11 protein-coding genes are annotated in these 14,124 nt (G+C 42.7%); 7 read left to right on the top strand and 4 right to left on the bottom strand.

Annotation, left to right across the window (positions count from 1 at the left end; genetic code table 11):
* Positions 1 to 54 precede the first annotated feature (54 nt).
* From BMW98_RS07650 to BMW98_RS07635, 4 genes are all read right to left on the bottom strand, one after another.
* Complete coding sequence (locus BMW98_RS07650; RefSeq protein ID WP_090257915.1) at positions 55 to 1,737, bottom strand: alanine/glycine:cation symporter family protein; 1,683 nt, start codon at positions 1,735 to 1,737, stop codon at positions 55 to 57.
* Positions 1,738 to 1,959: 222 nt separating this feature from the next.
* On the bottom strand, positions 1,960 to 2,514 hold the full coding sequence (def, locus tag BMW98_RS07645) for a peptide deformylase (RefSeq protein ID WP_090257914.1): 555 nt from the start codon (positions 2,512 to 2,514) through the stop codon (positions 1,960 to 1,962).
* Positions 2,511 to 2,927: a Holliday junction resolvase RuvX gene (ruvX, locus tag BMW98_RS07640; protein WP_090257913.1), complete on the bottom strand. Its 417-nt coding sequence runs from the start codon at positions 2,925 to 2,927 to the stop codon at positions 2,511 to 2,513. Before ruvX ends, def begins: the two co-directional genes overlap by 4 nt.
* Positions 2,927 to 3,679, bottom strand: coding sequence for a hemerythrin domain-containing protein (locus BMW98_RS07635; protein WP_090257912.1), 753 nt, complete (start codon positions 3,677 to 3,679; stop codon positions 2,927 to 2,929). Before BMW98_RS07635 ends, ruvX begins: the two co-directional genes overlap by 1 nt.
* 104 nt (positions 3,680 to 3,783) lie before the next feature.
* Here BMW98_RS07635 and BMW98_RS07630 point away from each other — a divergent pair, with 104 nt between their 5' ends.
* The 7 genes from BMW98_RS07630 to BMW98_RS07600 all read left to right on the top strand — a co-directional run bounded on the left by BMW98_RS07630 (position 3,784) and on the right by BMW98_RS07600 (position 14,123).
* Positions 3,784 to 5,490 carry a S41 family peptidase gene (locus BMW98_RS07630; RefSeq protein ID WP_245733509.1) on the top strand — a complete coding sequence of 569 codons (1,707 nt, stop codon included), beginning with the start codon at positions 3,784 to 3,786 and terminating at the stop codon, positions 5,488 to 5,490.
* Between the two features lie 104 nt (positions 5,491 to 5,594).
* A complete protein-coding gene (locus tag BMW98_RS07625) occupies positions 5,595 to 6,092 on the top strand; it encodes a hypothetical protein (protein WP_090257911.1) in 498 nt (165 codons plus the stop codon).
* A 127-nt stretch (positions 6,093 to 6,219) separates the two neighbouring features.
* Complete coding sequence (locus BMW98_RS07620; RefSeq protein WP_090257910.1) at positions 6,220 to 6,768, top strand: outer membrane beta-barrel protein; 549 nt, start codon at positions 6,220 to 6,222, stop codon at positions 6,766 to 6,768.
* 91 nt (positions 6,769 to 6,859) lie between these two features.
* Positions 6,860 to 7,270 carry an HYC_CC_PP family protein gene (locus tag BMW98_RS07615; RefSeq protein ID WP_090257909.1) on the top strand — a complete coding sequence of 137 codons (411 nt, stop codon included), beginning with the start codon at positions 6,860 to 6,862 and terminating at the stop codon, positions 7,268 to 7,270.
* 121 nt (positions 7,271 to 7,391) lie between these two features.
* The gene (locus BMW98_RS07610) at positions 7,392 to 11,141 is read left to right on the top strand and encodes an efflux RND transporter permease subunit (RefSeq protein WP_090257908.1); all 3,750 of its coding nucleotides are present in this window, start codon (positions 7,392 to 7,394) and stop codon (positions 11,139 to 11,141) included.
* Positions 11,138 to 12,391, top strand: coding sequence for a TolC family protein (locus BMW98_RS07605; RefSeq protein ID WP_090257907.1), 1,254 nt, complete (start codon positions 11,138 to 11,140; stop codon positions 12,389 to 12,391). Before BMW98_RS07610 ends, BMW98_RS07605 begins: the two co-directional genes overlap by 4 nt.
* The gene (locus tag BMW98_RS07600; RefSeq protein ID WP_090257906.1) at positions 12,378 to 14,123 is read left to right on the top strand and encodes an efflux RND transporter periplasmic adaptor subunit; all 1,746 of its coding nucleotides are present in this window, start codon (positions 12,378 to 12,380) and stop codon (positions 14,121 to 14,123) included. The genes BMW98_RS07605 and BMW98_RS07600 overlap by 14 nt, the downstream gene beginning before the upstream one ends.
* The last annotated feature ends 1 nt before the right edge of the window (position 14,124 follow it).

Raw genomic sequence — 14,124 nt, 5'->3', positions numbered from 1 at the left:
AAAAGCTGTTTCGGTAACCGAAACAGCTTTTTTTATCATTAAGATCATCAAACCTTACTCAGGCGTTTTCTCATCCGGATACTCTTTCTTAAAGCCCGACCAATAATCATTGATGGTGTTTTTCATGTCTTTACGAAGCATGATAATACCTACCAAGTTAGGCAATGTCATTAGCGCAATGGCAATTGCGGCTACTGTCCAAATTATTGTGGTATCGGCAATTGCAGCAATAAAGAATCCAGCTACGTACACAATTCTATAGTATTTTACTGAACCAGATCCAGCCAAAAATGTCATTGCTCTATCTCCATAGTAAGACCAAGAAATTGCCGTACTGAAAGCAAACAACAACAATCCAATTGACACAATGTATTGCCCTGCATTACCTAACCATCCCTTTGTAAAGGCAATGGCCGTAAGCGGAGAACTATGAACCAATGATTTTCCGTAGAAAGAGATACTGGCATCTTGCAAAATTCCATCCTTAATCTCCACCTCACCAGTTAGTGGGGCACCACCGAAAGACTCGTTAACCACCACTTCTTCGGCAACAGAACGCGCGTGAATCACAGTTACATCACTCACAATCTTTCCGTTCTCTACCTGCAACATTCCGTCAAATACTGGCAAAGGATTTTCACCCGACAAGTGCTCTTTCAATGCTTTTCTGTCTTCTTTGTTGTCGTCAGTATACTCCGTACCAACCAAAACCGACATATCCGTTACAGCAAAGTCGTTATAGTGTTTGTCTTGCCATGCGCCAGACGAAAGTAAAGTTAAACCTGTAATTGAACAGATAATGATGGTATCGATAAACGGCTCGAGAATAGCCACCATACCTTCAGACACCGGCTCGTGCGCTTTGGCCGATGCGTGTGCAATTGGCGCAGAACCTTGACCAGCTTCGTTTGAAAACAAGCCTCTACCAACCCCTGTATTAAAGGCATACATTACTGTAGCACCTAAGAAACCACCCGTAGCGGCAGTTGTGGTAAACAAACTAGAGAATATCGAAATGATAGAAGGAATTACATTCTCAATGTTGGCGAAGATTACCGAAAAACAGCCCAAGAAGTAAATTACTGCCATTGCTGGCACCAACTTTTCTGTAACCGAAGCAATCCTTTTAATACCTCCAATAATTACAAAAGCCAGAATCACTGAAAGTACTGCTCCAGTAATCCATGGTTCGATCTGGAAGGTAGATTTTACCGCCCCAGCAATACTGTTGATTTGCGGCATGTTACCCGTACCGAATGAAGAAAGAACCGTAGCTATAGCAAAAATAACTGCGAGCCACTTCATGTTCAGCTTATTCTTCATATAGTACATTGGCCCACCAGCCATTGAACCATCTGCAGCTTTCTCTCTATACTTATGCGAAAGCGTTACCTCCACAAATTTGGTACACATACCTATGGCGGCTGTAATTACCATCCAAAACAATGCAGCAGGGCCACCCAAGTGCAAGGCAAGCGCTACACCTGCAATATTTCCTGTACCCACAGTACCCGAAAGTGCAGTGGTTAACGCCTGAAAGTGAGAGGTATCACCCTCATCTCCTTCTTTATCGTACTTTCCTCTAACTACGTTAAAAGCAAAGCGGAAATACCTGATTTGTGGAAACTTAAGATAAATGGTAAAAAAGAGTCCCGTTCCTAAAAGTGCAAAAGGGAACCACCATGAGCTACCAATATAGCTATCGATTACCTTAAGAAAATCGTTGAGTTGCTGCATAAAATGTGTATTAAGTTTTATGGATGCTGCAAAAATAGGAATTATCCCATGCGAACAAAGTCATTTAATCCTTATGGCAAGGATTGTTCACAGCAAATAACATCTTGAACATTCTCCCCATCGTCTGACCAAATCTTTTATTTAAATCAGATCAACACAAAAAACCCTCACCTACAAAGGCAAGGGTAAATAACCGTCTTCCAAATACTGGATAAACGCTTGTTACTTCTTAAGCGGGAATTTCATGCGGTATTTTACATCCACCTTGCCCTTTGATATATTCACCAACTTGGCACGTAGCATTTGCTTTTTAAGGCCTTTAATGTAGTCTGTAAAAAGCACACCATCTAGGTGATCGTATTCGTGTTGAATAACACGCGCGGTTAGGTCATCAAACTCCTCTTCGTGCTCATTCCAAAGCTCATCAAAGTATTTGATGGTAAGTTTTTCCGGTCGAATAATATCTCCATGTACATCCGGAATACTCAAGCAGCCCTCTTCAAAAGACCATTCGTCCCCATATTCGTCAAGAATAATTGGGTTAATAAAAGCACGTTTCACACCCTCATGATTTTCATCTCCCATTTGGGTAGAATCAATCACAAAAATTCGGTGGCCCATACCAATTTGTGGTGCCGCTAAACCAACACCATTGGCTTTATACATGGTTTCGAACATGCTTTCCACTAATGGAGTTAAATCCTTAGCATCCTGTGGGTAATCTTCTGCTTCTGCTCTTAAAATGTTATCTCCGTAAGCAACAATCGGGTAAATCATAAACCTTTACTTTCCAAGTAAGACTGTAAGATGACCGCTGCGCTCACCTTATCAATATTACCTTTATCTCTCCTGTCTTTTTTCTTTGCTCCACCCGCAATCATTGCATTAAGCGCAATTTTCGAGGTGAATCTTTCATCATGCAAATAAACAGGTTTTTCCGGAAAGTGTTTTTGTAACAATCTGTGAAATTGCTCTACATGGGGAGTTGCATTGGTTGGCGTGCCATCGAGCTTCTTAGGCATACCCAAAACAAAGGTTTCTATACCTTCAGTTTCGTTGTATTTTTTTAAATACGCTATTACATCTTTGGAATGTACGGTATCTAAGGGTGAAGCAATGATTTGAAGTGGGTCGGTTACAGCCAAGCCCACACGTTTGGTGCCATAATCTATGGCCAAAATTCGTCCCATTAATTTAATTTAGAAAGGTCGTGAAAGCGAAGTTTCACTTGTCGTTCAAGCTGAAGCGCCTTTGGTAAAAGCACCTCATCTTCTACTTTAGCATGAATTTTCAGGTCAGATTCAAAGCGTTGCAACTCTGAAAATAGCACCTTGATCTGCAAATCGGCATCGGCTGAATAGCTATAACCATTGGTAAACTGCCTAAAGCCATCCATCTCGTTCTCGTGCATTTCATTATCAAGTGCAAATTCCTTGATAGAAAACTTCTCCATTGAGAAAATTAAATCCGAGCCTGACTTCTCACCCTTAATAAAGGCGCTCATATCTCTTACGTATGAAAAGAGCGTATCTTCCTCCTCATACATGTGCGCTACAAAATCCTCAACAAACAAGGGAAATATTGACTTCAAATCTCTTGAAAGCACCTCGTAACGCTCGTTTACTTCGGTTAATCCCTCAATTAGCTGACCGATATATGGCAGGCGCTTCTTCACAAATAAATAGTGCGCATGCTTTAGGTACTCAATCACCAAATCGACAGGAAAACGCTTGATTTGCGCCAAAGTGGTAGGCGAACCATCGGCTATTAAGTCGAGAGCATTAATCAAGGTCTCTTCCCTCAAACCATGCTTTTTGCATACTTCTGCCAGTGTTTCGCCTTTGTAATCATAATAACGTACCCCAAAATAATAGAGCACAGAGGCTCTGATGTGGTTTTCAGCGACTAAATCAACTAGCTTTCTTTGAAGTATTTTTTCCATTTGAGAGATTGGTAAAACGAATCTAATAATTTTGACCTTAATTTTTCGCCTTCAGCAGTAGAAAAGCGAAAACACAAACCAAATCAATTCGTTAGATTGATACCATGACATTTACCCATGTTTTGGGTAAGATTGTGAAATATTTAAAAAAAGATTTCAATCGCGTGAGTGACAAGAACAACTCCTCCTTTCATATAAGACTTCCGATTTTACTTTCCGTAGCGCTCATTATTGGCATTATGCTCGGAAAGAATTTTGCAGAACCTAAAGGCAACAAAAAGTACCTGAGTTCTTTCCAGAAGTTTCAACAACTGCTTGAGTATATAGAAAATGACTACGTAGATACGGTTGACACTGAGTCACTAATGGAAGAGTCTATTCAAAACATGTTGGATAAGCTCGACCCACATACAGTTTATATTCCACCAAAAGACCTAGCGTTAGCACAGTCAGAGCTGCGAGCCACTTACGATGGCATTGGCGTAGAATTCAACATTCTGCGCGACACACTTTATGTGGTGAATCCGCTACCAGGCGGCCCATCTGAAGCTGCAGGTATTTTGGCGGGAGATAAAATTGTGACGGTAGATGATGACACCATAGCCGGTGTGGGCATAAGCAACCGCACAGTTTTCGACATGCTAAGAGGGCCAAGAGGCACAAAAGTAAATGTAGGTGTGGTTAGAAGGGGCGAAGATGAAGTGCTGGATTTTGAGTTAAAGCGTGGCGCAATACCGCAGTTTTCCGTTGATGCCAGCTATATGGTTGATGACCAAATTGGTTACATCAAAGTGAACAAGTTTGCAGAAAGAACTTACGAAGAATTTAAAGCAGCCTTAGAAGATTTGAAGGAAAAAGGCATGTCGAAGCTTATTCTAGACCTACAGAATAATTCTGGTGGTTACATGAGTGCGGCCATTAATATGTGTGATGAGTTTTTGGAGGAAGGCAGCCTGATTGTAAGTCAGAAAGGGCAAAGTGCTAAATACGATAGCGAGGCTTTTGCCACTGACAAGGGGATTTATAAAGAAGGAGCGCTAATGGTATTGGTGAATGAAGGTTCGGCTTCTGCCTCGGAAATTGTTGCCGGAGCATTGCAAGACAACGACCGTGCACTGATTGTTGGTAGAAGGTCTTTCGGTAAAGGGTTGGTTCAGCTCCCCTTCGATCTGAACGATGGTTCTGAACTACGCATGACCATTGCCAGATATTACACACCAAGTGGCCGCTCTATTCAAAAGCCTTACGATGATGGTGAAGCCAGCTACAACTCTGATTACTACGAACGATATACTTCTGGCGAATTATTCTCAAGAGACAGTGTTCATTTTGATGAGAACCTAGCCTACGAAACCTCAGGGGGCAGAAAAGTATATGGCGGTGGCGGCATTATGCCAGACTATTTCGTGCCGCTCGACACAGCCGACAACAGTATCTACATTAATCGATTGGTAGCAAGCAATACCATTCGTGAATACACGCTGGACTATCGAGACGAACACCCTGAACTGAAAGACTTAACGGCAGACGAGTTCATTGAGCAGTTTGAAGTAACCAAGCAAATGATTGATGACATTGTGGCTATTGGGGAAGATAAAGGTATTCGCAGAAGCAACAAGCAATTAGCTAAGTCAGAAGAGTTTATGAAGCACCTGATAAAGGCAAGAATTGCCCGCGACCTTTTTGATGATGATGCTTTCTACAAAGTGTACAACAACACAAACGAGGTGTACAAAAAAGGTATTCAATTATTCTTAAACCCTGGCTTGTTACAAAATCAAGTAAACGGTTCGCTTTTACAGTCGCGCTAACAACATTGGCAATAGACTTGCGTTAGCCCAATACTGGGTCACAAAGCGTTTTGAACTACTGATTCGAAGCGCTTTGTGTTTTAATAATATCAGATACTATTCGCATGAAAACTCTTTTTGCAATTGCGCTTTCACTTTGCACTGTTTCATCCTTTGCGCAACAAACAACACAAGACGATATCAACAGAGACGTTTGGTATAACTTTATGCAGGCCTACCAAGACCTAGACGCAAGCCTATTCAACCAAATACACACTGACGATGTGATACGCGTGGTTATAGACCAAAATATGATGTTTGTCGGACAGGAATACAAAGACCGTAACCTAGAAAACTTTAACCGATGGAATGCCAATAATGTAAAACAGAAAATTGAGTTCAGCTTTTACAATAGGGCCAGCAAAAATGGTATTGCGTACGAAACAGGCATCTTTAAACTAACCCGATATCAGGGCTTCGAATCGAAATCGTATTACGGAAAATTTCACGTGACTCTAAAGAAAATTGCCGGCACATGGAAAATATACATAGACTCCGACACCAATGAAAGTGGCACCATAAACGAAGAAGATTTTTTAAAGGGCGATGAACTAGGGTTTTAAAAACTTGAATTTTATTACAGTTTAAATACTATAATTTCCTAGTAAATAATTATTCACCCATTCAACTAAAAACTTAAGTCAAAAAGTATTTTGAGCAGTCTAATGAATAACAATAAACTTATTCATTATGAAAAAACTCATTTTAGCAATCACTTTTTTATCATTTTACTCACTAGCCAATGCTCAAATACAAAAGGGAGACATTCAAGTTGGTGGAACCGTTTCGTACTCACACAGTACTACATCAGGAATAGAGGTCGACAATTTCAATTTTTCACCTAGAGCTGGGTTATTCTTAAGTGATTTAACCTCAGTAGGAATTCAGTTGGGATATAGCAATAACAAATATGGGGGAATTACTAACACGGCTTTTGAGGTTGGTGTCTACTCTAGGTTCCACAAACTTATTGCCGATAATTTCTACCTATTTTATCAACCCTCATTATCTCTTTCATTCCAAGAGTTTGAATCAAATGACGGAACGAAAACAGAATCTGACGCCATCAATATTGGCTTTTCACCTGGAGTATCCTACTTTTTTTCCTCCAAGTTTGCAGCAGAAGCCACCGTTGGTAGAGTATACTTTAGTAGAGATTTAACAAACGACACTTCCGATTATGGAATTGGGCTCAATTTTGATTCAATCTCATTTGGCTTCAGTTATTATTTTAGATAAAACCCTATCCCCTGTTCGGTTTGCTGTGCGGGGGATTCTTTTCTTACCCATTCAAAAACCCATTTTCAAAACTTCCGTATATTTGCCTTAGTTGAAAAAATCAGCAACCATATTATTTGCAACCCTTTACCTTTTGGCCTCATCAGGCATTTTGGTAGGCGAGCACATTTGCATGGGGCGCGTAAAAGAAACCGCACTCTTCAAAAAAGTTGAAGTGCAATGTGGCATGTCCATGGAAATGCACCAAGATATGGATGACTGCTGCAACGATGAATGGTCGCTAAAAAAGGTTGAGGACAGCCAACAATCGGTATCGGCAAAAGATGTTCCGGTTGCTAATTACTTCTTATTGGCCGAGCTCACCTTCAGTGAACTACCTCCTGTTCAGCTTACCTCAAAACCAAAAGTAGAAATTAAGAACACCGGCCCTCCGGACACCTCACAACCCGAGTTATTTCTACTTTATCAAAACCTCAAAATACCATTCGGTTCACAAGCTTAAGGTGAACCCAACTTACCCTTTATTTAAGATCAAGGCTACATAAAAAGCGTTCTGCATAACGCTTTACCATAGGTTCACCAATCCAATTTACTTTTTCAAACACAGGATTGTAAAACCTAGAATGATCAATACACTTATAAAATTCTTTTTAGAAAACCGGCTCGTCACATTTTTACTAATTGTGCTGCTGGTTGGCTGGGGCTTAGTAACTGCTCCTTTTTCGTGGAATACAGGACTGCCCAAAGACCCAGTTCCTGTCGATGCTATTCCCGACATTGGCGAAAACCAACAAATCGTTTTTACTGAATGGGCAGGTCAATCTCCTCAAGACATAGAGGACCAGATTACTTACCCGCTCACTTCATCATTGCTGGGAATTCCGGGTGTAAAAACCATCCGCAGCTCTTCAATTTTCGGAGTAAGCTCTATCTACATCATCTTTAATGAGGACGTAGAATTTTACTGGAGCAGAAGTAGAGTATTAGAAAAGCTGAACGCTCTACCCAAAGGCCTATTGCCAGATGGCGTTCAACCTGCACTCGGGCCAGATGCTACCGCGCTTGGGCAAATATTCTGGTACACTATAGAAGGACGCGATGAAAATGGACAGCCGACAGGCGGTTGGGATCCACAAGAGATTCGCACTGTACAGGACTATAATGTACGCTATGGTTTGGCTGCTGCCGAGGGTGTATCTGAAGTCGCTTCAGTTGGTGGGTTCGTTAAGGAATATCAGGTTGATATTGACCCAACAGCCATGGAAGGCTATGGTGTTACTTTAACTGAAATTGTAAAAGCAGTAAAAGAAAGTAACCTAGATGTTGGCGCAAAAACCCTAGAGGTAAACCAAGCCGAATATTTGGTGCGTGGTTTAGGCTACATTAAAAATCTAGAAGACCTGGAGAATGCCGTAGTCAAGGCCAATGAAAACACGCCAATTCTTTTGAAAGACGTGGCCTTTGTAAACCTTGGACCAGCCTCAAGAAGGGGTGCCTTGGATAAGTCTGGTGCTGAAGCAGTGGGTGGCGTAGTAGTTGCTCGCTACGGGGCAAATCCGCTAGAAGTAATAGAAAATGTAAAGGCAAAAATAGAAGCCATTAGTAGTGGCTTACCTTCCAAAATACTCTCTGACGGCACAAAATCTCAGCTTACCATTGTGCCTTTTTACGACCGCACGCAGCTTATTAAAGAAACCATTGGCACTTTAGAAGAAGCCCTAACGCTAGAGATCATCATTACAATAGTGGTGGTGTTGGTAATGTTGCTGAACCTGCGCGCCTCATTACTTATTTCATCGCTACTACCCATTGCGGTACTTATGTGCTTTGTAGCCATGCGCTACCTAGGCGTAGACGCCAATATTGTCGCGCTTTCAGGCATTGCCATTGCCATAGGCACCATGGTTGATGTGGGCATTGTGCTTACCGAAAACATATCGCGGCATATGGAAGAGCAAAAGTCAAAAACACTGCTCGACACCATATATACAGCCTCTAAAGAAGTAGCTCCGGCAATTATTACCGCGGTAATGACTACGGTGGTCAGCTTTGTTCCTGTTTTTACTTTGCAGGCCTCAGAAGGCAAGCTGTTTAGGCCTTTGGCTTATACCAAAACCTTTGCCTTAATAGCTGCAATCCTAGTAGCGCTACTCATTCTACCCACGCTCGCCTATTGGTTCTTTGGTTTTCAACCAAAATCGAAGTGGTCTAAAATCGCCATCCACACAGGCGTAAGCATTTTTGGCATTTGGGTGCTAGTCTTAGGCCATTACCTAGCAGCATTTATGCTACTGGGTTATGGTTTAGTGGGTTTGGTAAAGGCTTTAGTCACAAACACACAGCAACTACTCAAGCATGCCGAAATCACCATTGCGCTAATAGGTATTTCTATTTTGCTAAGTCAAAGCTGGCTACCGTTGGGAGTTCAGTCTACCGCCTTTACCAACTGGCTATTTGTTGCCTTGGTCATAGCCACCACACTAGGGATTTTCAGTTTGTTTATCCGCTTTTACCCACGCATACTCAATTGGTGTTTAAGCAACCGCAAGGTATTTCTCATTATTCCAACCTTTGTTATACTCTTTGGAGTTACCATTTGGCAAGGTTTCGATCGTGTTTTTGGTTTTATACCGTCTGCTTTTGGCGATAGCATTCGCACACAAAAAACATATTCCAAACTCGCACATTCACTACCTGGTATCGGCAAAGAGTTTATGCCATCGCTGGGTGAAGGAGCCTTTTTATTAATGCCCACTTCCATGCCTCATGCGGGTATTGAACAAAACCGACAGGTACTCCGAATGCTCGATATGGCCGTGACTGCCATACCAGAAATATCATCGGTAGTTGGCAAAATGGGCCGAACCGAAAGTGCTTTGGATCCTGCGCCAATTTCGATGTACGAAAATGTGATCAATTACAAAAGCGAGTACAAAACAGACGAGAATGGTCACAGAATCAGATTTAAGTATAAAAACGATGCGTTCGTAAGGGATGCAAAAGGCGAGTTAATTCCAGATAAGAACGGCAGGTATTTTAGGCAATGGCGCGACCACATTCAGTCGCCAGACGACATATGGAATGAGATTGTGAAAGCCACCAAACTACCTGGTGTAACTTCTGCCCCAAAACTTCAACCCATAGAAACACGCTTGGTAATGCTACAAACTGGCATGCGTGCGCCAATGGGCATAAAGGTAAAAGGGCCAGACTTAAAGACTATCGAGTCTTTTGGGCTAGAGCTTGAAGAAATACTGAAAGAAGTTTCTTCTGTAAAAGCGGAAGCAGTCTTTGCCGAGCGCATTGTCGGAAAGCCATATCTGTTATTAGAGCTAAAGCGCGATGCCTTGGCTCGTTATGGCTTAAGCATAGCACAAGTGCAGCAGTACTTGCAAGTGGCTATTGGCGGAATGAATCTCTCCACCACTGTTGAAGGGCGAGAGCGCTATCCCATTCGTGTGCGTTACCCTCGCGAGCTTCGCGATGACCCCGAGGCACTTAAGAACATCCTAATCCCAACTTCAAACGGCAAGAACATTCCACTAGGAGAAGTTGCTCAAATCGAATACACGCAAGGGCCACAAATGATCAAAAGTGAAGACACTTTCCTTGTAGGTTATGTGATTTTCGACAAACGGGATGGATTTGCAGAAGCCCAAGTGGTAGAAGCCGTACAAGACCTGATTGATCAAAAAGTTGAAGCTGGCGAACTGAACATTCCGGCCGGTGTGTCTTTCGACTTTGCAGGGAATTACCAAAACCAAATTAGGGCAGAACAGCGGCTTAGCTTGGTGATTCCAATTGTACTGGTCATCATTTTCTTAATCCTCTACTTCCAATTCAAGTCGGTGCCCGTATCGCTTATGGTTTTTAGCGGAGTGGCAGTAGCATTTGGTGGTGGTTTTATCATGCTATGGCTTTATGGTCAAGAGGGCTTTCTCAACTTCGACCTATTCGGCACCAATATGCGCGAGCTATTTCAGGTGCATCCAGTCAATCTGAGTGTAGCGGTTTGGGTAGGCTTTATTGCGCTGTTTGGCATTGCTACGGATGACGGAGTACTTATGGCCACTTACTTGGACCAATCATTCGAAAAAAGTCAATCGCTTTCAAAGGCAGAAATTAAACAAAGAGTGATTGAGGCAGGGAAAAAACGCGTACGCCCATGCCTTATGACAACCGCCACCACCCTGCTGGCACTACTGCCGATTCTCACCTCCACTGGCAGAGGATCCGATGTAATGATTCCAATGGCAATTCCTTCATTTGGTGGAATGGCCATAGCACTTATCACACTTTTTGTGGTGCCTGTGCTCTATTCATACTACAAAGAATTTCAATTGAAATACAAACAGAAAGGAGGCCTACTATGAAAAACACCTTCCTTATAATTCTGATTTTCTGTGCTGGCAATTTATTGGCACAAGAAAGCCTGAACGACTATTTGCGAGTTGCTGCAGAAAATAATCCCGCTCTAAAGGCAAAATACGACAGCTATTTAGCCACGCTCCAAAGGGTTGATCAATCGAAAAGTTTGCCTGACCCAACGCTGAGTTTTGGCTACTTTATCTCTCCGGTCGAGACCAGAGTTGGTGCCCAACAATTCAAGCTTTCGGTAAGTCAGATGTTCCCTTGGATGGGCACGCTGAAAACGCAAGAGTCGCTAGCAGCAGCTCAAGCCAAAGTGCAGTTCGAAGCATTTTTAGAAGCCAAAAACCAGCTCTTTTTAGAGGTGAAAAATGCTTGGCTAGCGCTTTATGCCTTGGAAGAGGAAATTAAGCTCAGCCGTGCTAACCTGGGCATTCTAAAGAGTTACGAACCCGTTACCAAAACCAAATACGAATCGGACTTGGTTTCTCTGGCCGACTTGGTGCGTGTTCAAATCTCCATTGACGATGCACAAACAAAGCTCAAGATTCTGGAGATGAAAAGGGCTCCACTCATCAGCAACTTGAACACTTTGCTAAATAGACCAATTGATAGCGAGATAACTATTGGTGCACTAAGCCAAATTACTACCGAAAGGCAGCTTTTACTCGATTCAGCACTTGCACAACACCCCAGTGTGCTAGAGGCACAGAGCCGAATAAGTGTAGCAGAAACTCAAATTGAGTTGAGCGATCTAAAACGCAAACCAAACATTGGCGTTGGCCTTGACTATGCCTTTGTGAGCAAACGAACCGATATGTCGGTACCAGATAATGGCAAGGACATTTTAATGCCTATGGTTTCTGTAAGCTTACCAATTTTCGGTAAAAAGAACAGGGCATTGAAAAAGGAAGCTATACTGAATAAGGAAAGTGCAGAATCAAACCTGATTGCCACCCAAAACAATATTAAAAACAGTTGGGAGCAAACAGCCTTTGCAGTGCAAAAAGCACAAATGGAAACCACCCTTTTCGAGAAAGAAATTGCACAAACTAATCTGCTGCTTAATGTCCTACTAAGCGAATACAGCAACGACAGCCGCAATTTCGAAGACCTTTTGGCTACACAACTACAGCTTTTGCAGTTGCAGTTGGCAGCACTTAGCGCTGAGGTAAGCTTTTACCAAGCGCATTTCAACAAAGAATATTTAACAGGTAATAACCTACAAGACTTTATTTCCCATGAAAATCAATAAATCTATCATACTCACTATTGCTGCCTCACTGGTTATAGGCGCAATATTCGGGGCGGTTTTCTTCGGAGGAAACTCACACACCGAAACTGCTACCGAAACCCACGATCACAGCGGAGAGTCCGGGCTTTGGACCTGCTCTATGCACCCGCAAGTACGACAGTCGGAACCAGGTAATTGCCCGTTCTGTGGCATGGAACTCATTCCATTGAGCAGCGAAGAAGATAGCGACCCTACTCTTTTAAAGATGAGCAATGCGGCCCTGCAACTCGCCAATATTCAAACCACCATTATTGGCAATGAGAACGCCTCTTCACAGCTCGCTCTAAACGGAAAGATTAGGCTCGACCAGAGAAATGTTCATGCCCAATCGGCTCATTTTGGCGGAAGGATTGAAAAGCTCTACAAGCAATTTGTTGGCGAAGAAGTAAAAAAAGGTGACCTCATCGCTTCGGTTTATTCACCTGAAGTATTGGCCGCACAACTAGAGCTAATTGAAGCTAAAAAGGTAGAAAGCTCAAATCCTTCTTTGTTAGAAGCTACCAGACAAAAACTAAGAAACTGGAAGATTTCTGAAGCGCAAATCAGTGCCATGGAAAACCGCACCGAGGCTTCTGAAAACATTGACATTTATGCTCACCATGGTGGTACCATTACGCAACTATTGGTAAAAACGGGCGATCACCTGATGGACGAAAAGGCCTTTATGGAAGTGGCAGACCTTTCTGAATTATGGGTGGTTTTTGATGTGTATGAAAAAGACCTCGGCAATATCAAACTGGGCGACAAGGTTAGCTTCACTCCTAACAATTCCAGCAAGGTTTATGAAGCCTCTATCTCTTTTGTTTCACCCAACGTTGACCCAACCACTCGAGTAGTTGAAGTACGTGCCGACATTAATAATCAATCGGGAGCGCTTAAGCCCGATATGTTCGTAAAAGGTGCCATTGCCAGCCCAACAATCAACGGTTTGTTGGTGCCAAAGTCGGCTGTATTATGGACGGGCAAAAGGTCGGTCGTTTACACAAAAACCGGTGAAGGCCTCTCATTTAGACTTAACGAGGTGACACTCGGCCCACGCGTGGGCGATGCCTACTTGGTTGAATCTGGATTAAATGCGGGAGATGAAGTAGTGACTAACGGAGCCTTCACACTCGATGCCGAAGCGCAGCTGCAAGGCAAAATCAGCATGATGAACCAAGTAAAAACTGCAGCAAGCCCCACCGAAAACACATTTACCGAGGTAAGCCTTCCTCAGGCTAAAAACTTCGAGAACTCTGTCAATTCGACTTTTCAAGATCAACTACTAGCGTTGGCAATGGCCTACTTACCGCTCAAAGATGCCATGGTAGAAGGAAATGCTTCAGCCATTCGCAAAGCAGCCACTCCTGTTCAAACCAACCTTGAAAAAGTAGATATGACATTAGCAAAAGGTGATGCCCACATGCACTGGATGGCACTTTTGAGCCCAATGCAAGACGCATTGGCTCTAATCACCTCAGCCGAAAATCGCGACACACAGCGCTTACAGTTTATTAACCTTTCTAAGGCGCTGATCAATGCCGTTAGATCTTTCGGCACAAACTACGAAAGCCCACTTTACGTGCAATTTTGCCCCATGGCCAATAACGACCAAGGCGCTATTTGGCTCAGTACAGAAGAAAAAATTGTAAACCCATATTTCGGTGACATGATGCTCACCTGCGGATCTATTGAAGAAACATTAACTAAATAAT

The organism is Roseivirga pacifica, assembly GCF_900111145.1.
GTDB lineage: Bacteria > Bacteroidota > Bacteroidia > Cytophagales > Cyclobacteriaceae > Roseivirga > Roseivirga pacifica.
Note: the sequence above shows the minus strand (reverse complement) of the source record. Positions and strands in the feature narration are given on the sequence as shown.

What these genes read in the sequence shown, in the direction of transcription:
- ruvX (WP_090257913.1), bottom strand. Translation starts at nt 2,927, where the DNA reads ATGGGACGAATTTTGGCCATAGATTATGGCACCAAACGTGTGGGCTTG.
- def (WP_090257914.1), bottom strand. Translation starts at nt 2,514, where the DNA reads ATGATTTACCCGATTGTTGCTTACGGAGATAACATTTTAAGAGCAGAA.
- BMW98_RS07600 (WP_090257906.1), top strand. Translation starts at nt 12,378, where the DNA reads ATGAAAATCAATAAATCTATCATACTCACTATTGCTGCCTCACTGGTT.
- BMW98_RS07635 (WP_090257912.1), bottom strand. Translation starts at nt 3,679, where the DNA reads ATGGAAAAAATACTTCAAAGAAAGCTAGTTGATTTAGTCGCTGAAAAC.
- BMW98_RS07610 (WP_090257908.1), top strand. Translation starts at nt 7,392, where the DNA reads ATGATCAATACACTTATAAAATTCTTTTTAGAAAACCGGCTCGTCACA.
- BMW98_RS07605 (WP_090257907.1), top strand. Translation starts at nt 11,138, where the DNA reads ATGAAAAACACCTTCCTTATAATTCTGATTTTCTGTGCTGGCAATTTA.
- BMW98_RS07630 (WP_245733509.1), top strand. Translation starts at nt 3,784, where the DNA reads ATGACATTTACCCATGTTTTGGGTAAGATTGTGAAATATTTAAAAAAA.
- BMW98_RS07625 (WP_090257911.1), top strand. Translation starts at nt 5,595, where the DNA reads ATGAAAACTCTTTTTGCAATTGCGCTTTCACTTTGCACTGTTTCATCC.
- BMW98_RS07620 (WP_090257910.1), top strand. Translation starts at nt 6,220, where the DNA reads ATGAAAAAACTCATTTTAGCAATCACTTTTTTATCATTTTACTCACTA.
- BMW98_RS07650 (WP_090257915.1), bottom strand. Translation starts at nt 1,737, where the DNA reads ATGCAGCAACTCAACGATTTTCTTAAGGTAATCGATAGCTATATTGGT.